We start from the raw sequence: 18939 nt of genomic DNA, 5'->3' as shown, positions 1-18939 counted from the left end.
GAGCGGCCTTGTGCCGCGAAAGGGCCGCAACGCGGCCCCCGCTATCGAACGTTGAGCACCGGGTTGCTCAGGCGCTCGAGCAAGGCCGCCTGGGCATTGCGCGGGTTCTGGTTACCGGTCGGCGTACTGCGCACATAGCGGCCGTCCGGCTGCAGGATCCACGCGTGGGTGTTGTCGGTGAGGTAGCCTTCGAGTTCCTTCTTCACCCGCAGGATCAACTTCTTGCCCTCCACCGGGAAGCAGGTCTCGACACGCTTGTCGAGGTTGCGCTCCATCCAGTCGGCGCTGGACAGGAACATCTGCTCCTCGCCCCCATTGAGGAAGTAGAACACCCGCGTGTGTTCCAGGAAGCGGCCGATGATCGAGCGCACCTGGATGTTGTGCGAAACCCCCGGGATGCCAGGGCGCAGGCAGCACATGCCACGCACCACCAGGTCGATGCGCACACCGGCCTGGCTGGCCTTGTACAGCGCGCGGATCACCTTGGCGTCTGTCAGCGAGTTGAACTTGGCGATGATGTGCGCCGGTTTGCCCTCGACTGCGAACTGGGTTTCCCGCGCGATCATGTCGAGCATGCCCTTCTTCAGTGTGAAGGGTGCATGGAGCAGCTTCTTCATGCGCAGGGTCTTGCCCATGCCGATCAGCTGGCTGAACAGCTTGCCGACGTCTTCGCACAGGGCATCGTCGGAAGTCAGCAGGCTGTAGTCGGTATACAGACGGGCGTTGCCGGCGTGGTAGTTGCCGGTCCCCAGATGGGCATAGCGCACGATCTCGCCCTGCTCGCGGCGCAGGATCAGCATCATCTTGGCGTGGGTCTTGAAACCGACCACGCCATAGATCACCACCGCGCCCGCGGCCTGCAGGCGGCTGGCCATCTGCAGGTTGGACTCTTCGTCGAAACGCGCACGCAGCTCGATCACTGCCGTGACTTCCTTGCCGTTACGCGCGGCATCCACCAGCGCATCGACGATCTCGGAGTTGGCACCACTGCGGTACAAGGTCTGGCGCACGGCGAGCACATGCGGATCCTTGGCGGCCTGGCGCAGCAGGTCGACCACCGGGGTGAAGGATTCGAACGGGTGCATCAGCAAGACGTCCTGCTTGCCGACCACGCTGAAGATGTTGTCGGCGTTTTGCAGGATTTTCGGAATGGCCGGGGTGAATGGCGTGTATTGCAGCTCCGGGTGGCTGTCCAGGCCGGTGATGCTGAACAGGCGGGTCAGGTTGACCGGGCCGTTGACCTGGTACAGCTCGCTTTCGCTCAGGCTGAACTGCTTGAGCAGGTAGTCGGACAGGTGTTTCGGGCAATTGTCGGCCACTTCCAGGCGCACGCCGTCACCATAACGACGCGAGAACAGCTCACCGCGCAAGGCGCGGGCCAGGTCTTCGACATCTTCGGAATCGAGCGCCAGGTCCGCATTGCGGGTCAGGCGGAACTGATAGCAGCCCTTGACCTTCATACCCTGGAACAGGTCATCGGCGTGGGCGTGGATCATCGACGACAGGAACACGAAATTGTCGCCGCTGCCACCGACTTCCTCCGGCACGCGGATAACCCGGGGCAGCAGGCGAGGTGCCGGGATGATGGCCAGGCCCGAGTCACGGCCAAAGGCATCGACGCCCTCGAGCTCGACGATGAAGTTCAGGCTCTTGTTGACCAGCAGCGGGAACGGGTGGGTCGGGTCGAGGCCGATGGGGGTGATGATCGGCGCGATCTCGTCGCGGAAGAAACGGCGCACCCAGGTCTTGAGCTTGGTGTTCCAGTGGCGACGGCGGATGAAGCGGATCTGGTGCTTTTCCAGCTCCGGCAGCAGCACATCGTTGAGAATCGCATACTGGCGCTCCACCTCGCTGTGCACCAGCTCGCTGATACGCGCCAAGGCCTGGTGCGGCTGCAGGCCGTCGGCCCCGGCCTGTTCACGGGCGAAGGTGATCTGCTTCTTCAGGCCAGCCACGCGGATCTCGAAGAACTCGTCCAGGTTGCTGGAGAAGATCAGCAGGAATTTCAGGCGCTCGAGCAGTGGATAGGACTCGTCCAGTGCCTGCTCCAGCACACGGATGTTGAACTGTAGTTGCGAAAGCTCGCGATGAATGTACAGGCTGCTGTCGTCCAGGCTTGGAATGGTGACCGCCGGGGCCGGAGCAGGCGCTGGAGCCGCAGCTTCAGGTTGTGCAGCCTCCGGCAGGTCCGGCGGGGTCTGTACCATTTCTTCGGGAACCGCCTGGGCATCCTTGATCGCGACAGGTGTTAGCACTTCGTTATTCATCTGACGTTCCTGGAGGGCGTTACGACCCTCTCGATAATTGAGCGGCACGCGCGGTGAAATGAGTCAGGATGCCATCGGTGTTCGCTGGTTTGAAGTCCATTGCGACGCGAAAAGACCGCTTTGTCATTTTTGCGGGCCCGCCGGGCGGGGAATGGGACCGAACGTCGCGGCGCAAGAAGGCGACCTGGGACGAATGGGTAGCGAGGCAAGCTCACGATAAGGCTCCTGAACCCGCGCTGGCGGGCTGGCGCGACAGTTATAAGCAGCCATTATGACGCCTGGATGACAGCCGAAGGCACCTTGTGACTGACGGCCGAAGTCGCCTTTCTTGTAGGAAATGTTCACGCCGAGACACAGTTGGACACTTTCCCGAACGCGCGCGAAGGGGTAGGCTTCGCGTTCATTTCGCTAGCACCCCAGAAAATGCTTCAACAATTCCTGCAGGATTTCGGCTATTTTGCCCTTTTTCTCGGCACGTTTTTTGAAGGCGAGACCATCCTGGTTCTTGCGGGCTTCCTTGCGTTCCGCGGTTACATGGACATCAATCTGGTGGTGCTCACGGCATTCTTCGGCAGCTACGCCGGCGACCAGCTGTGGTACTTCATGGGCCGTCGCCATGGCCGCGCGATCCTGGCACGCAAGCCGCGCTGGCAAGCGATGGGCGACCGGGCCTTGGACCACATTCGGCGCCACCCGGACATCTGGGTACTGAGCTTCCGCTTCGTCTATGGCCTGCGCACGGTGATGCCGGTTGCCATCGGCCTGTCCGGCTATCCGCCACGCCGCTACCTGCTGCTCAACGGCATCGGCGCGGCGGTCTGGGCCCTGGCCTTGGGCGCGGCGGCCTACCACTTCGGCGCCATCCTCGAAGGCATGCTGGGCAACGTCAAGAAATATGAACTCTGGGTACTCGGCGGCCTGTTGCTGCTGGGTGGCCTGCTCTGGCTGCGCCGACGCTTCCGCACCCTGCGTGCCGAGCGCAAGGCGGCGGCTGCAGGCCAAGCCTCGGAGGCGGTTTCCCAGGAACAGGGCCCAGACCAACACTAGCGCCCCTCGCGCCAGCCAATGCGCTGTTCAGGCGTGGAACATGCCCCCGCCGCTGCACTCCAAATAGACAGGATTTCGGCCTCTGCGCGGGAAACCCTGTGACGAGTTCTGCCAAACTAGAGGACAGTTAGCGCCTCGACACTGGAGTAATGAGCATGCAAAAAAAAGTTGCGGTGATTCTGTCTGGCTGCGGCGTCTACGATGGCGCCGAGATCCATGAAAGCGTGATCACCCTGCTGCGCCTGGATCAACGCGGCGCACAGGTGCAGTGCTTTGCGCCGAACATTGCGCAGATGCACGTGATCGACCATCTGACCGGCCAGGAAATGCCGGAATCGCGCAACGTGCTGGTGGAATCGGCGCGCATCGCCCGCGGTGACATCAAGGATATCCGCGAGGCCAAGGCCGAGGACTTCGACGCCTTGATCGTCCCGGGTGGCTTCGGCGCGGCGAAGAACCTGTCCAACTTTGCGGTCGAAGGCGCCAACTGCACGGTGAACCCGGACGTGCTGGCCCTGGCTGAAGCGTTTGCCGAAGCCGGCAAGCCGGTTGGCCTGATCTGCATTTCCCCGGCGCTGGCGGCGAAGATCTATGGCCCAGGCGTGGTCTGCACCATCGGCAACGATGCCGATACCAGCGCAGCGGTGGTGAAAATGGGCGGTACCCACGAAGACTGTGATGTACATGACATCGTCGAAGATACCCAGCGCAAGCTGGTGACCACCCCAGCCTACATGCTCGCCAAATCGATCAGCGAGGCGGCCAGTGGGATCTACAAGCTGGTGGATAGGGTGCTGGAGCTGACTCACGAAGGTGAGCAGTAATAGGCGCCTGACACCCTGTGGGAGCGACGGTGCGCCGCTCCCACAGGGTGCTGCAGCACTCACCCCTTGGATAGCCGAGTCAGTATCCGGTCCAGCGAATTGGCGAACGCCTGTTTCTCCCGCTCGCCATAAGGCGCCTGCCCTCCCCCGACCTGCCCCTGCTCGCGCAGTTCGGTGAACAGGTTGCGCACCGCCAGCCGCTCGCCCATGTTGCGCTCGTCGAACTCGCGCCCGCGCGGGTCCAGCGCTGCCACACCTTTCTTGATCAGCCGGTCGGCCAACGGCACGTCGCTGCAGATCACCAACTCGCCCGGCACAGCGTTCTCCACCAAGTAGTCATCAGCCGCATCCATGCCGCTGGGAACCACGATCAACCGTACACAGGCGAACGCGGGCTTGACCTGGGCCTGGCCGGCCACCAGGACGACCTCGAACTTGCGCTTGAGGGCGAATTTGACGATCAGGTCCTTGGCTGCCTTGGGGCAGGCGTCGGCGTCGATCCATACACGCATGGGTATTCCTTGGAAACTGGGGCTGAAAGTGCCCATAGTACGCCTTCAGCTCGCCGCGGGCCGGCGCTTTTCGGCCAGACGGCTGCGCCCGTACAGCACGACGATAGCCAGCAACGCCACCACCTGTGCGCCCAGCGAGTAGGCGTCGGCATGGATGCCCAGCCAATCGAACTCGAAGAAGGGCACCGGCCGGGTCCCCAGCACGCCGGCTTCCTGCAGCGCCTTGACGCCATGCCCGGCGAACACCACCGACAACGCGCACAGCAGCGCCGCGTTGATGCTGAAGAACAGCGCCAGCGGCAGCTTGGCCGACCCGCGCAGGATCACCCAGGCCAGGCCCACCAGCAGCACCAACGCCGTGGCGCCACCGGCCAGCACGGCGTTGTGGCCAGCTGGGCCTGCCTGCAGCCACAGGGTTTCGTAGAACAGGATCACCTCGAACAGCTCGCGATACACCGAGAAGAACGCCAGCACGGCAAAGCCAAAGCGCCCCCCGCCGCTGACCAGGCTGCTCTTGATGTAGTCCTGCCAGGCCGCGGCATGGCGCCGATCATGCATCCACACACCGAGCCACAGCACCATCACTGCGGCGAACAGTGCCGTGCAGCCTTCCAGCAGCTCGCGCTGGGCGCCGCCGACGTCGATCACATAAGCGGCCAGGGCCCAGGTGGCAAAGCCTGCGACCAGCGCCAGACCCCAGCCGATATTGACGCTGCGCACCGCCGACTGCTGGCCGGTATTGCGCAGGAAGGCCAGGATCGCCGCCAGCACCAGGATCGCCTCGAGCCCTTCGCGCAACAGGATCAGCAGGCCGGAAACGAAGCTCAGGGACAAGCTCAGCCCATCGCTGCCCAGCAACTTGGCCGCGCCATCGAGCTTGGCCTTGGCCTCGGCCAGGCGTCGTTCGGCCTGGGCGACCGGCAGGCCGTCCTGCAGCGCCTGACGGTACGCCATCAGGGCCTTTTCGGTGTCCTTGCGGGCCTGGGTATCGATGTTGTCCAGCGAGCTTTCGACCAGTTCGAAACCTTCCAGATAGGCGGCCACCGACAGGTCATAGGCTTGGTCATGATCGCCATCGCGGTAGGCGGCAAGGCTCTTGTCCAAGGTACTGGCGGTGTACTCGAGCAACTGCGCCGGCCCCCGCTGGACCTGCGGAGGCTGGGCCCGCTGGGCGCGGAAGGCGGCCACGGCACCGGCGCCTTCGCTGGCCGCGACTTCGGCCGGCGTCTGGCGCGCCAGGTCAGCCAGGTTCCAGGCCGCGTCCGCCTTGGCGGCCTGCGGATCGGCGGTCAGGCTGGCCACATAGGCCGCCACGTCCCAGCGCTGGCGCTCGTCGAGTTGATCGGCGAACGACGGCATCTCGGTGCCATCTATCCCCAGGGCCAGGGTGTTGTAGAGGTCGAACAGGCTCAGCTGGTCGAGCCGTTCGACACTGCGCAGGTTGGCAGGCGGTGGCTCGAGCCCGACCCCGGCAGGACCGTCGCCGGAGCCGCTGTCGCCATGGCAGATCGCGCAGTTCTGCGCGTACAACGCGGCGCCGCGGGCCGGATCAGGGGTGATGACCGGTGCCTGGCTGACTTCATAGGCAACCGCCAGGCGTGCGCCCAGTTGGCGAGCCTGCTTGGCGACCAGCGCACCGTCCTGGCGCTGGTCGATGGCCTGGCGCAGCGCCGCGACGCCCTGCTCCAACCCCGGGCGCTCGGCATTTTCCGGCAGGCCCTCGAGCAAGTCGGCCAGTACAGTGCTGAACTCCTGCTGCTCGCGGTACTCACCTTCGTCCACCACCTTGCCGTCGTGCACGGTCGGAGGGTAGTCGGCACCGATGTAATCGAGCAGGTGCAACGCTTTGGCAGCCTCGGCGGGGGATTCGGCGAGTGCCGAAGTGCTGCACAGCGCCAACACTGGCGCCAGCAACAGGGCCGGCAGCCAGGCGAACGGACGGGGGCGGGAAGTCATGGCCAGTCTCGAAGTAAATGCGAAAGAGAACATTGTTCACTTCCACTCCCTTTCGCTCAAGGCTCGCGGACGGATTTCATGAAAAATCTTGTGACAAATTTTGGAAGATGGGCGAGGGCTTTGCCCTCGATTCGCGGCACAAGGCCGCTCCTACAGGGGGCAGCATGGCCCGGAGGTGGCGCCTTTACCTGGGGGTCATTTTTCTGCGGATGGCTTCCAACCACCACCCAGCGCCAGGAACACACCGATCTGCCCCATGGCCACCTGGCTGTTGGCCGCCGCCAGCTGCGCACGGACATCGGTGTAGGCCCGAGTAGCCTGCAGGTCGGCCAGGAACGACTCGCGCCCGGCCTGGTAGCGCAGGTGGACCTGCTCGGCCGATTCCTTCGCCGAGCGCTCGGCGTCGGCCAGGGCATCGCGACGGTCCAGCAAGGCGCTGTACTGTGCCAGGCGGGTCTGGGTCTCGCGGATGGCGTTGAGCACCACGCCATCGAAATGGGCCAGCGCCGCCTGGGTCGACGCTTCGGCTTCGCGGATGCGGGCACGGGTGCCGTTGGTGGGGATGCTCCAGCTGATCTGCGGGCCGAAGCCCCAGCGGTTGGTCGAGGGGTCGCCCAGGTTCTCCAGGATACCGATGGTGCCGACCTGGGCACCGATGCTGATATCCGGGTACAACGCACCCGTGGCAACTCCGATGGTAGCAGTGGCAGCGGCCAGCTGGCGTTCGGCCTGGCGTACGTCCGGGCGGCGCTTGAGCAGCGCGGCGCCGTCACCCACCGGGATCAGCTGGCCGATATGCGGCAGCTCGGCACATTCGGCCGTACCGGCAGGCAGCTGTCCGACCGGCTTGGCCAGCAGCGCTGCCAGGGTATACAGGCCCGCTTCGCGCTCTGCCTTGAAACGCGGCAGCTCGGCGCGCAGGGATTTGAACTGGGTCTGCGAACGGGTGACCTGGGTTTCGTCGCCGCGCCCGGCATCGCGCAGGCGCTGGTTCAACTGCACGCTCTGCTCCTGCAGGTCGAGGGACTGGCGGGCAATGTGATATTCCTCGTTGGCCGAGCACACCTGGATATACGCCTTGACCACGTCCGCCACCAAGGTGATGCGCGCAGTGTCAGCTGCGGCCTGCACCGCGTCGGCATTGGCCTTGGCCGCCTCGGTGCCGCGCTTGAAGGTGCCCCACAGGTCGAACTGGTAGGAGGCACTGATGATGGCCTCGCCGATGTTGGCAACCGGGACCTTCTCCGGCAGCAGGAAGGCCTCGCCGGACTCCTGCAGGCGCTGTGCCCCGAGCTTGACGCCGCCGTTGAAGCCGCCCTGGGCCTCGGCCACTTCTACCTGCGCACGGGCCTTGGCGATATTGGCCGCCGCCACACGCAGCTCGGTGTTGGCAGCCAGGGCCTGGCGCACCAGGTCGTTCAAGCGCGGGTCTTGGTACAGCTGCCACCAGTTCTCCGGCACCGGCGCCGATACCACGCTGTCTGCATCCCGGCGCAACGGGCCGTTGAGGTCGCTGCGTTGCACGGCAGCATCCTTGGGCACTTCGTAGTCGGGGCCGACCAGGGCGCATGCCCCCAGCGACAGTGCCAGGCCAACCAGCATCAGGTGTTTCATGGCCGCTGGCCCTCGATGATCGACACCGTGGCGGTACGCCCGGCGATCATGCGAAAGTCCTCTGGCACATCGTCGAAGGCGATGCGTACCGGGATGCGCTGGGCCAGGCGCACCCAGCTGAAGGCCGGGTTGACGTTGGGCAACAGGTTGGCGCCGCTGCTGCGGTCACGGTCCTCGATGCCGGCGGCCATGCTCTGCACATGGCCGCGCAGGCGGGTGTTGTCGCCCATCACACGGATATCGACGGCATCGCCGATATGAATCCCGCTGAGCTTGGTTTCCTCGAAGTAGCCATCGACGTGGTAGGAGGCGCTGTCGACCACCGACAGCACCGGCCGGCCAGCGGTGACGAACTCGTGGGCACGTGGCGCGCGATCGTTGAGGTAGCCGTCGACGGGGCTGCGCACCACCGAGCGGTCGAGGTTGAGCTGGGCGGTATCCACCGCCACCTGGGCCTCGCTTACCGCCGAGCGGGCGCGGGCTTCGCGGGACTGGCTCTCCTCCAGCTGCTCGGCCGCCACCAGGTTGCCCAGTTTGCGATTGCGCCGCGCCTCACGAGAGGCCTGGGCCAGGGTCTCCTGGCGTTCGGCCAGGGTCGCCTTGGCCTGGCGCAGGGCCAGGGTGAAGCGGTCCTGGTCGATGGTGAACAGCACGTCGCCGCGCTTGATCATCTGGTTGTCACGCACCTCGACCTTCTGGATCAGCCCGGAAACATCCGGGGCGATCTGGATCACGTCGGCACGGATGTGCCCGTCGCGGGTCCAGGGCGCGAACATGTAATACACGACCATCTGCCAGACCAGCACGGCTGCGAAGGTCACCACCAGCAATGTCAGGACCACGCGGCCCAGGGTCAACAACGGTTTTTTCATGGCACCATCAGGTTTCGGCAAAAGTGATCCACCGCGCCAAGCAGCACGGCGTAAAGGGCAACGTTGAACAGCGCCCGGTGCCAGACCAGGCGGTAGAACTGCAGGCGCACCAGCACGGCGTGCACGCCCAGGAACAGCAGGTAGGTGAAGACCATCATCACCAGCAGCGTGGGCAGGAACACCCCGCTGATATCCAGATCACCGATCACAAGGGCGCTCCATCGATGCCGGGGGGCAATTGCGGTTGGTCGGCAGGCTCGAGCATCACTTCAACGCCAGGCAACAGGGCCAGGCGTAGACCGCTCAGGGCATGCAACAGGTGCACGCGGGCATCGCCACGGTCATGCTGCGCGCCCAGTGCCAGCGCCTGGCGGGCGCGCTCCATGTTGCGCAGCAGCGCCGCCGGGGCGTGCAGGCGTTCATTGGCGCGCAGGCAGGCGGCATAGTGGGCGCCCACTTCCTCGACCACGGTCTGCAGGCGCTCACGGGCCTGTTCACCTACCCGCGGCATATAGGCCAACAAGTCCAGCAGGTTGAGCCCCACGCGCAGGTCGCGCAGGGCCACGCCGCTGTCCTGGCCGGTCTGGGACAGGCGCGGCAGGTGCTGCATCAAGCGGTCGAGCATCTGCACGCCCACATGGCGATGCTCGGCCAAGGTCGCTGGCTGGGTCATCTCGACGATGTCGCGCCAGCTGAAGCGGGTCAGGCGCTTGGCCGCCAGCTCCACACCGAACGGGCGCAGCAGCAGGGTCCAGATGAAGGCGAACAGCAAGCCGACCGGGCCAGCCATGTTGGCGTTGATGAACGTCAGGAAGTCCGCGTCGTAGGCCCCCTGGATACTGATGAAGGTGGCGGTGTTGACGATGGTCAGCAGCGTGCCCAGGTAGAACCGCGGCTGCACGGTGAGTGTGCCGACGCAGATGAACGGCACGGCGAAGGCCAGCACCAGCATCGGAAAATCGTGCAGGTTGGGCAGTACCAGGAACAGATAGACGCTGGAGAAGATCACCGACATCAGCGTCCAGAAGAAGAACCGGTAGATCTGCGGTGCCGGGTCGTCCATGGCGGCGAAGAAGCTGCAGGCCACCGCGGCGAGGATCACCGCGCTGCCGCCATCGTTCCAGCCGAGCAGGATCCACAGGCCGCAGGCGACGATGATCGCGGTGACGGTGGAGAATACCGAGTACAGCATCAGGCCGCGATCGAAGAAAGGCGTAAGTCGCCCCAGGCGCCAGTGCCGATATACCGCACGCCAGGGCGTGGCGTCGTCCTTGCGCAAAGCGTGCTGAAGGGCGCAGCAGTCCTGCCAGAGGTCGACCCACTCCGTCAGGCGGTACAAGGCGTTGGAGAGCAGCAGCCCGTGACGCTGGTCCATGGCCGCCGCACTGGGTTGCGAGCGCTCGAGCTGCTCGTGCAGCGCGCTCCAGCGTGCCAGCGAAGCGTCTTCGGCCGTGCCCGCGAGCCAGTCACGGGCCGCCTCCAGCAGCGGCTGGATCTGCGCGAACTGGGCCGGGGCGCGGCCTTCCAGGGCGACCAAGGCATCGTCCAGGGCATCGATCACTGGCAGCAGGTGGATCATCCGCCCGCGCAGCTCGCGGGCGTTCTTCAAGGTGTGCGGCCCAGCGCCTTCATGCCCCAGCTGGCCGATCATCATTTCCAGGCTGTTGAAGGTGGCGACCATCGCGGCCCGCATGCCGCCGACCTTGTCGGCGGCGACCTCACGGGCCAGGTAGGTGTCGCTGTAGCGTATCGCTTCGTTGAACCAACTGTTGGCCGAGCCCAGCACCACCGGAGCCAGGCGACGCGGCCAGAAGATCGCGCCGACCACCGCCGCGCAGACGATGCCCAGGCAGATCTCCTGGGCGCGGGAAGAAGCCACGTCGAATACGGCCAAGGGGTTGTCCACCACCGCCAGGGCGATCATCGGCAGGGTGTAGCCAGCCAGCATCAGCACATAGTTGTTGGCCGTGCGCAGGTTCAGCGACAGGAACAGCAAGGTGCCGGTCCATAGGGCGATGGCCACGGCCAGCAATGCCGGCGACTGCACCAGAGGCGGTACCAGCAGCACCGCGCCGCCGGCCCCGAGCAGCGTGCCCAGCGCCCGGTACAAGGCCTTGGAACTGGTAGGGCCGACGAAGGGGCTGGAGACGATATAGACCGTCGCCATGGCCCAATAGGGCCGTGGCAGTTGCATGAGCAGGGCGATGTACAGGGCGATCATGGATGCAGCGAAGGTCCGCACGCCGTAGAACCAGTCGCGGGCCGGTGGCACCGAGCTGAAGAAATCACTCATGCCGGGGCTACCTGGCCGGCTGCTTCGAAGGCATGGATGACGCGCAAGGTCGCTTCCAGGTCAGCCTGGTCGATGCCACGCAGGACCTCCCGGCGCAGGCGTACCAGTTCGCCCTCGATGGACTCGGCGAGCGCGCGGCCATCGCCAGTCAGGCTCAAGGCCTTGGCCCGGCGGTCCAGAGGGTCTTCGCTGCGGCACACCAGGCCGGCCTTGCACAGCTGGTCGAGCAGGCGCACCAATGACGGGCTTTCCAGGCCCGCGGCCTGGGCCACTGCCACCTGGTGCACACCATCGCCCAGGCGCACGATCATCAGCAACGGTACGGCGCAGGCCTCGGAAATCCCGTAGCCGGTCAAGGCCGCCTGGCAGATGCGCCGCCAATGGCGGGCAGCCACGACCATGCCGCTGCTGATCTTCATGTGCAGTGCATCAAGTGTCATGTGAGGAACCGAGGATATTCATAGTTTGCTAACTATCAATATTACGCCCTGCCCTCCCCCTGTCGTCAACCGGGGGCGACAGGTTGCCTGGATGAATTGTTGTTCATGTGAGCGTCGGCTTCAGCCTTGGACCTGGTCTTCCAGCTTCATGGTCAGCGCCAGCGCACTGCCCATTTCGATCGCTTGGTCACGCCAGCTCAGGTAGCGGGCGCCGTCGCGGCGGCTGTAATGCACAGCCAGTTCCTCGGCCGCCTGCATCACCCCTGCAGACGCCGCCAGCTCCAGCCAGTACAACGCGGCCTTGGTATCGACTTGCACATGAACGCCATGGAGCAACCGGTAGCCCACTTCGAAGCGGCAACGGGGCTCGCCCTGTTCTGCCCCACGCAGGAACCACTGGCAGGCTTCGGCCAGGTCGACCTGCCATTGCAGGGCTGGGTCGCACACCTCTTCTTCGTAGAGGTCGCCCAATGCCGCTGCGGCGTGGCACATGCCCCGCTCGAAGGCGTGCCGATAGCATTCCGCAGCCTGGCTGTAGGACACCTTCACGCCTTTGCCGAAATAGTGCTGCTGGCCCAGGTTGAACCAGGCCATGGCGTCGCCTTGCATGGCCGCCATGCGCAGCAGGTGCCCGGCCAGCAGCGTATCGGCGCGCCAGTACTTGCCGTTGAGCCAGATCCAGCCCAGGTCATTGAGCGCCGCCACGCTGCCTTCCAGTGCCTGGCCACGCAGGTCGCGGTAGACCTGCTGCGGGTCGTTCGACTCGTCCAGACGCGCGACCAACCTGGCACGCTCGCCTGGCAGTGTGGGCTGGCTGGGCAGGCCGATGCCGACGAAGTGCCGATGGCGCAGGGCATGGCGTGCCGGGGCTGGCATGACCCGCTCGGGTAGAAGGCGCGCGAGCAGCGAATGGATGTTGCTGGCAGCAGACATGTTCATCCTCATTGAACGACCCACAGCTCCGACCACGACTGTGCGAGCCAGAGATTCTGCGCGACAGCACGTCAAAACCTGTCGCGGACGAATCGGAGCCAGGCAACCAAACGTCGGTTCCTTGATCTGAGCAACGCAATGGCCAATTGCCACGCAGCCATGACAGCCGCCATGCTATTGCGGCAACCCTAGACAAGGACGTTCCGTTTTGCCGTTCGCCACCACCCGCGCCACCCTCAGCCGACAATGGGCACTGCTGCGCCAGCTGCCCAGCCGCTCCCCGGGTATCACCAGCGCCGAGCTGGTCTGGCGCCTGCGCGATGTGGGCTTCAGCGTCAGCAAACGCACGATCGAACGCGACCTCAACGAGCTGTCGTTGATCTTTCCGCTGGAACGCAACGACAAGAGCATCCCGTACGGCTGGCATTGGTCGGCCAGCGCCGTGGGTGAGCTGCGGGGTAATTTCGACCTGCACGGCTACCTGCGCAGCGAAGCGCTGCAGCCGGTGCAGGAGGCAGGCATCACGCTGCAGGCCTGGATCAGCGACGCGCTGGCCCGCCAGTTGCGCGAGGCGCCGCTGACCCGCGACATGCAGCTCACCGCACTGGAGCATGGGCACCGTCTGCGGGCCACGGTGAGCGATGGCGGACCGCTGCGCTGGTGGCTGTTGAGCCAAGGGGGTGGGCTGGTGGTGGAATTGCCGCTGGCACTGCGCGAGGAGATTGCGCAGACGCTGAACAGTGCGGCGGCGTTGTACAAGGAGTAGGCACCGCGTGGGCCCTATCGCGGGACAAGGCCCACAGTGATTTCGCAAGTCTTGAAAGCGGCGCGATCTCGGTAGGAGCTGGCGACAGCCTGCGATGGGCTGCAAAGCAGCCCCGGCTAAAGCATCAACGCTGCATGCCCCAGCGGCGCACGGTCACCCGCTCCAGGCTATTGAACACCAGCCCTTCGACCAGCAAGCCGATGACGATCACCACGGCCAACCCGGCGAATACTTTGTCGGTGTACAGCTCGTTGCGGTTCTGGAAGATATACCAGCCCAACCCGCCCTTGCCGCTGCTGGCGCCGAACACCAGCTCGGCAGCGATCAATGTGCGCCAGGCGAAGGCCCAGCCGATCTTCAGCCCCGAGAGTATCGACGGCAGCGCCGCCGGTACCAGGATATGCAGCACCAGGCGCAAGCCTCGCAGCCCATAGTTGCGCCCGGCCATGCGCAGGGTCTGCGAGACCCCAAGGAACCCGGCATAAGTATTGAGCGCCAGCGCCCAGAGCACCGAGTGCACCAGGACGAAGATCAAGCTGTTGTCGCCCAGGCCAAACCACAACAGCGCCAGGGGTAGCAACGCGATCGCCGGCAGTGGGTTGAACATCGACGTCAGGGTGCCGAGCAGGTCACGGCCGAACTGGGTCGACACCGCCAGGCTGGTCAGGCCGAAAGCCAGGACGATGCCCAGCACATAGCCCTTGAGCAGGACCACCAGCGAAACACCCACCTTGGCTGGCAACTCGCCGCTGCGCAGGCCATCCCACAGCGCCGTGGCCGTTTGCAGGAAGCTGGGCAACAGCAGGTCGTTGCCCTGGAAGCGAGCGATACTTTCCCAGATCGCCGCCAATATCAGCAGAATCACTGCCTTTCGCAACCAGCCGTGTTGCCAGAGACGCTGGGCAATGGGCAGCCGCCGTTCGAGGCTTACATCGGGCAGAGGCGCCAGCTGCACTTCATATTCCTGGCGTGCAGGTAGGGTCGTCATGGCACAAGCTCCTGTCAGTAGGCGATGCGGATATCGTTGAAACCAAGCTCCGCCGCGGCCTGCGCCTCAGGAGCCTGGTCGAACAGCAGGCGATGGATGCGCCGGGCGCTGGCCTGGAAGTCGGCACCGCCCAGGCTGCCGAAGCTGTACTGGTGGCTGTGCACTTCCGCTCGTACCCTGCCCGGGTGGGGCGAAAGCAACAGGATGCGGTTGCCGACCACCAAAGCCTCCTCGATGGAATGGGTGACGAACAGCAACGTGAAACGCACCTCCTCCCACAGCTGCAGCAGTTCCTCCTGCATCTTGCGACGGGTCAGGGCGTCGAGCGCGGCGAAGGGCTCATCCATCAGCAGGATCTTGGGCTGGGTGGCCAAGGCCCGGGCAATGGCCACCCGTGCCTTCATGCCACCAGACAACGTATGCGGGTAGGCGTCTGCAAAGTTGGCCAGGCCTACCTTGTCCAGATAATGCAGCGCCCGCTCCTCGGCCTCGGCGCGCTTGAGCTGGCCGCACACCAGCAGGGGGAACATGACGTTCTGCTTCACCGTCTTCCAGGGCGGCAGCTGGTCGAACTCCTGGAACACGACGATGCGGTCGGGCCCAGGGCCCTTGACCGGCTGCCCTTGGAGCAGGATCTGCCCTTCCCTGGGCTCGATGAACCCGGCCACGGCCTTGAGCAGCGTGGATTTGCCACAACCGGAGGGCCCCAGCAGGACGAAGCGGTCAGCGTGATCGATTTCGAAGCTGACCTGGTGGGTGGCCCGCACCACGCGCTGGGCGGTGCGGTATTCAAGGCTCAAGTCGTCCACTTGCAACAGCGGTGGCGTGGCGACACGGCTCAGGGTGCTGGCCGCGTGGCCTGGCAGTGGGGCGGTCATCGGCGATCAGCTCCCTTGCAGCGGGCGTTCGTCCTGGAAGAAGTAGTCCTTCCACGACTCGGGCTTGTGCTTGATAGCGCCGACCCGGTAGAGGAACTCGGCCAACTTGTAGGTGTTCTTCGGCGTGACGGTGAACTCGTACTGCGGGTTGTCGATCAGCTTGATCAGCGTGTCGCGGTCGATCTTGGCCTTGGTCACGCGGATATACGTATCGGCAGCGGCGGCCTTGTCCTTCTGGGCGAATTCTGCGGCCTCGGCCAGCGCATCGATGAAAGCTTTATAAGTTTTGGGGTTGTCCTTGCGGAACTTCTCGGTGGCGAACAGCAGGGTCGGTGAGTTCGGGCCAAGCAGGTCGTAGCTGTTGAGCACCACGTGGACGTTCTTGTTGGCCAGCACCTGGTCCTGGAACGGCGGGTTGGAGAAGTGCCCGTTGAGCTCGGTGCCGCCGGCCAGCAGGGCTGCAGTGGCGTCCGGGTGCGGCACGGCCAGGGTGTACTTGTCCAGGCGGGCGTATTCCTTGTCGCCCCATTGCTGGGCCGCAGCGTACTGGAGGAAGCGTGACTGCACCGAGACGCCGACCGCCGGTACCGCGATGCGGTCGCTGGCGCCCAGGTCGGCGATGGTCTTCACGTTCGGGTTGCTGCTGACCAGGTAGTACGGAAAGTTGCCCAGCGAGGCGACAGCCTTGACGTTCTGCCGCCCCCTGGTGCGGTCCCATACGGTCAACAACGGGCCGACACCTGCACCGGCGATGTCCACCGAACCGGACAGCAGCGCGTCGTTGATCGCCGCGCCGCCGGAGAGCTGCGCCCAGTCGACCTGGATGTCGACGCCCTGCGCCTTGCCATGCTTCTCGATCAACTGCTGGTCGCGGACCACATTGAGCAGCAGGTAGACGATGCCGAACTGTTCGGCGATGCGGATCTTGCCTTCGGCCTGGGCCGCCGCCGGGGCGGCCAGGCTACCGACGACCAGGGTGACGCCCAGGCCGATGCTCGCCGCCAGGCGGCTGATGGATTTGCGCATGATGAATATCCTCGGTCGTCAGAAAGGGGCATCGCCCTGGATGGTGGTGCGGTACAGCTTGCGCCGCAGGTGCGCAGGGCAGCCGGCGGCCAGGTGGATCAACGAGCGGTTGTCCCAGAACACCAGGTCGTGAGGCTGCCAGCGGTGGCGGTAGATGTTCGCCTCGAGCACGCTCAAGGCGTAGAGCTGCTGCAGCACGTCGCGGCTTTCGTCGTCCGGCAGGCCGACGATGCGGGTGGTGAAGCCTTCGCTGACGAACAGCGCCTTGCGGCCGTTCTCCGGGTGGGTGCGCACCACCGGGTGGATGACTTCCTTGACCTCGGCCAGTTGCGCGGCGGTCAGGGTGGGCCGCCAGTCACCCTCGAACTTGGTCTCGGCATAACGGGCGGTGTAGGAGTGAGCGGCGCTACGGCCTTCGACCACCTTGCGCAATGCTTCAGGCACCGCGTCCCAGGCCCTGTGCATGTCGGCGAACAGGGTGTCGCCGCCTTCGCTGGGCAGCTCTTGGGCATGCAGCATGGAGCCGAGGCTGGGCAGCGTTTTGTAGGAGAGGTCGGAATGCCAGAATTTGCCCGCATCGCCCAGGCCGATGTTGCGACCGTTTTCGATGATGTTGGAAACGATCAGGATCTCGGGGTGCCCTTCGAGCAGGAACTGTTTGAGCACATGGATCTGCAGTTCGCCGAAGCGGCGGCTGAAGGCGATGTGCTGCTCGGGAGTGATGTGTTGGTCGCGGAACACCAGGACGTGATGATCGAGGTGGGCGCGGTGGATCCGGGTGAAGTCCGCGGCATTGATCGGCCGGGCCAGGTCGAGGCCCGTGACCTCGGCGCCGACAGCACCGGGGAATGGGCGGATATCGAAGGTTTGCGGCTGGGCGCTGTCGATGGACGACAAGGCGTTCGAGGCGGCTGGCATTGTTCACTCCCACGCAGTGCGCGACCAAAGGGCGCGCAACGATCAGAAACGCACGGGGGAATTCCCGTGTGGGTTCGAGTCGTGCGGCGCGCCGATTGGTCGGCAGGTACGCAGTGGGGATGACTATAAAGTCATAAGAACTATAGTTTAAATATCTTTAACGCATAAACATATGCGAGGGCTACGCCCTCGTTTCGCGGCACAAGGCCGCTCCTACAGGCCCGTGGCACCTCCAAGGAGGTCACCGCTCGCGCAAGGCTTCCGATTGGGCCTTGATGATCGGCTTGAGCAGGTAGCTCATGATGGTCTTCTTGCCGGTCATGATGTCCACCGTGGCGACCATCCCGGGGATGATCAGTAGCGGCTTTTCATCGGTGCCCAGGTGGCTGCGGTCGGTACGCAGCTTGATCAGGTAGTAGGTGGTCTTCTTGTCTTCGTCGGTGATGGTATCGGCACCGATCTGTTCCAGCTTGGCCTTGAGCCCACCGTAGATGGTGTAATCATAGGCCGTGAACTTGACCGTGGCCTCCTGCCCTGGGTGCAGGAAGGCGATGTCCTTGGGCAGGATCTTCGCCTCGATGACCAGGCTGTCGTCGAGCGGTACGATCTCGACGATATCGCTGCCCGGCTGGATCACGCCACCGATGGTGTTGACCAGCAATTGCTTGACGATGCCGCGCACCGGCGAGGTGACCAGGGTACGGTTGACCCGGTCGTCCAGCGCCTTGCTGGTGGCGGTGGCCTTGTTCAGCTCGGTACGCGCCTCGTTGAGCTGGGTGAGGGCCTCGCTGCGGAACTTGCCGCGGGTTTCCTCGACCTTGCTCTGAACCTCCCTGATCGCCGCCTCGGCGCGCGGGATGGCCAGGGCCGTGGCATCCAGCTGACCACGGTTCTCTACCTCGGCCCTGCGCAGGCGCAGGATCTCGACCTGGGAAATCGCGCCCTGGGCTACCAGCGGCTCGGACATGGAGATTTCCTGGCGCAGCAGGCGCAGGCTGTTGGCGTACTGGGCACGCTTGGAATTGAATTCGCGCAGTTCTTGTTCGCGCTGCACCAGTTGTTGTTGCAGGCCGCCGATTTCATCCTGCAGTTGCTGGCGACGGCTCAGGTACAGCGATTCTTCATTGGCTGCCTGGCTCGGTGCGGCCTTGCGCAACGTTTCGTCGATCTTCAACGGACGGTCCTCCACCTCGGCGCTCAACCGCTCGACGCGCAGGGCCATGGCCAGGCGGTCGGCCTCGGTTTCGCCGACATTGGAGGCGAAGCGGGTTTCGTCCAGGCGCAGCAGCGGCTGGCCGACCTCCACCACCTCCCCTTCCTTGGCGAAGATCTCGGCAACGATGCCGCCTTCCAGGTTCTGGATCTTCTGCACCTTGGACGACGGAATGGCCTTGCCTTCGCCACGGGTGACCTCGTCGATGTGGGCGAAGCTGGCCCAGACGATCAGGAACACGAAGAAGGCGATCACCCCCCAGATGGTCAGGCGCACGACACGCGGTGCATCTTCGATCAGGGCCTTGTTGACCTCGGGCAAGGGCTGCCCGCCGAGCGATTCCGAGCCTTTGAAATAGCGGCGCAGATTGTCCTTGAAACGCCCCATATCCA

General features: G+C 64.7%; 17 protein-coding genes. 3 read left to right on the top strand and 14 right to left on the bottom strand.

Annotated elements, in window-relative coordinates; genetic code table 11:
- Positions 1 to 41 precede the first annotated feature (41 nt).
- Positions 42 to 2267, bottom strand: a complete 2226-nt coding sequence (ppk1, locus tag K8374_RS00780) for a polyphosphate kinase 1 (RefSeq protein ID WP_084856580.1) — start codon at positions 2265 to 2267, stop codon at positions 42 to 44.
- A gap of 423 nt (positions 2268 to 2690) precedes the next feature.
- On the opposite strand from ppk1, the gene K8374_RS00775 reads away from it, so the two are divergent.
- Positions 2691 to 3314 (top strand): DedA family protein, encoded by a 624-nt coding sequence (locus K8374_RS00775; protein WP_224457589.1) that lies wholly within the window; start codon positions 2691 to 2693, stop codon positions 3312 to 3314.
- Between the two features lie 155 nt (positions 3315 to 3469).
- Complete coding sequence (gene elbB, locus K8374_RS00770; RefSeq protein ID WP_224457588.1) at positions 3470 to 4138, top strand: isoprenoid biosynthesis glyoxalase ElbB; 669 nt, start codon at positions 3470 to 3472, stop codon at positions 4136 to 4138.
- A gap of 59 nt (positions 4139 to 4197) precedes the next feature.
- Here elbB and K8374_RS00765 read toward each other — a convergent pair whose 3' ends face one another.
- The 8 genes from K8374_RS00765 to K8374_RS00730 form a co-directional block, all read right to left on the bottom strand.
- Entirely contained in the window at positions 4198 to 4650 is a 453-nt protein-coding gene (locus K8374_RS00765; protein ID WP_224457587.1) for a YaiI/YqxD family protein, read from the bottom strand.
- A 45-nt stretch (positions 4651 to 4695) separates the two neighbouring features.
- Positions 4696 to 6639 carry a cytochrome c/FTR1 family iron permease gene (locus K8374_RS00760; RefSeq protein WP_224457586.1) on the bottom strand — a complete coding sequence of 648 codons (1944 nt, stop codon included), beginning with the start codon at positions 6637 to 6639 and terminating at the stop codon, positions 4696 to 4698.
- A 162-nt stretch (positions 6640 to 6801) separates the two neighbouring features.
- Entirely contained in the window at positions 6802 to 8220 is a 1419-nt protein-coding gene (locus tag K8374_RS00755; RefSeq protein WP_224457585.1) for an efflux transporter outer membrane subunit, read from the bottom strand.
- Positions 8217 to 9092 carry an HlyD family secretion protein gene (locus tag K8374_RS00750; RefSeq protein ID WP_224457584.1) on the bottom strand — a complete coding sequence of 292 codons (876 nt, stop codon included), beginning with the start codon at positions 9090 to 9092 and terminating at the stop codon, positions 8217 to 8219. The genes K8374_RS00755 and K8374_RS00750 overlap by 4 nt, the downstream gene beginning before the upstream one ends.
- Positions 9089 to 9301 (bottom strand): DUF1656 domain-containing protein, encoded by a 213-nt coding sequence (locus K8374_RS00745; protein ID WP_084856592.1) that lies wholly within the window; start codon positions 9299 to 9301, stop codon positions 9089 to 9091. Before K8374_RS00745 ends, K8374_RS00750 begins: the two co-directional genes overlap by 4 nt.
- Positions 9298 to 11385 carry an FUSC family protein gene (locus tag K8374_RS00740; RefSeq protein ID WP_224457583.1) on the bottom strand — a complete coding sequence of 696 codons (2088 nt, stop codon included), beginning with the start codon at positions 11383 to 11385 and terminating at the stop codon, positions 9298 to 9300. Before K8374_RS00740 ends, K8374_RS00745 begins: the two co-directional genes overlap by 4 nt.
- The gene (locus tag K8374_RS00735; protein ID WP_224457582.1) at positions 11382 to 11825 is read right to left on the bottom strand and encodes a MarR family winged helix-turn-helix transcriptional regulator; all 444 of its coding nucleotides are present in this window, start codon (positions 11823 to 11825) and stop codon (positions 11382 to 11384) included. Before K8374_RS00735 ends, K8374_RS00740 begins: the two co-directional genes overlap by 4 nt.
- Positions 11826 to 11945: 120 nt before the next feature.
- Positions 11946 to 12758: a tetratricopeptide repeat protein gene (locus K8374_RS00730; protein WP_224457581.1), complete on the bottom strand. Its 813-nt coding sequence runs from the start codon at positions 12756 to 12758 to the stop codon at positions 11946 to 11948.
- A gap of 208 nt (positions 12759 to 12966) precedes the next feature.
- Between K8374_RS00730 and K8374_RS00725 the strand changes: the two genes are divergently transcribed.
- Positions 12967 to 13524 (top strand): WYL domain-containing protein, encoded by a 558-nt coding sequence (locus tag K8374_RS00725; RefSeq protein WP_224457580.1) that lies wholly within the window; start codon positions 12967 to 12969, stop codon positions 13522 to 13524.
- Positions 13525 to 13648: 124 nt separating this feature from the next.
- On the opposite strand, the gene K8374_RS00720 is transcribed toward K8374_RS00725, so the two are convergent.
- The 5 genes from K8374_RS00720 to K8374_RS00700 all read right to left on the bottom strand — a co-directional run bounded on the left by K8374_RS00720 (position 13649) and on the right by K8374_RS00700 (position 18934).
- Positions 13649 to 14512, bottom strand: a complete 864-nt coding sequence (locus K8374_RS00720) for an ABC transporter permease (RefSeq protein WP_224457579.1) — start codon at positions 14510 to 14512, stop codon at positions 13649 to 13651.
- A 14-nt stretch (positions 14513 to 14526) separates the two neighbouring features.
- On the bottom strand, positions 14527 to 15390 hold the full coding sequence (locus K8374_RS00715; RefSeq protein WP_224457578.1) for an ABC transporter ATP-binding protein: 864 nt from the start codon (positions 15388 to 15390) through the stop codon (positions 14527 to 14529).
- Positions 15391 to 15396: 6 nt separating this feature from the next.
- Complete coding sequence (locus tag K8374_RS00710) at positions 15397 to 16416, bottom strand: ABC transporter substrate-binding protein (RefSeq protein WP_224457577.1); 1020 nt, start codon at positions 16414 to 16416, stop codon at positions 15397 to 15399.
- A gap of 18 nt (positions 16417 to 16434) precedes the next feature.
- Positions 16435 to 17334 carry a TauD/TfdA dioxygenase family protein gene (locus K8374_RS00705; protein ID WP_224457576.1) on the bottom strand — a complete coding sequence of 300 codons (900 nt, stop codon included), beginning with the start codon at positions 17332 to 17334 and terminating at the stop codon, positions 16435 to 16437.
- Between the two features lie 241 nt (positions 17335 to 17575).
- Entirely contained in the window at positions 17576 to 18934 is a 1359-nt protein-coding gene (locus K8374_RS00700) for an HlyD family type I secretion periplasmic adaptor subunit (protein WP_224459239.1), read from the bottom strand.
- Positions 18935 to 18939: the final 5 nt, after the last annotated feature.

Source organism: Pseudomonas sp. p1(2021b), assembly GCF_020151015.1.
Classification (GTDB): Bacteria; Pseudomonadota; Gammaproteobacteria; order Pseudomonadales; family Pseudomonadaceae; genus Aquipseudomonas; species Aquipseudomonas putida_K.
The sequence above is the reverse complement of the archived record's forward strand: the minus strand, read 5'-3'. Positions and strand labels throughout refer to the sequence as shown.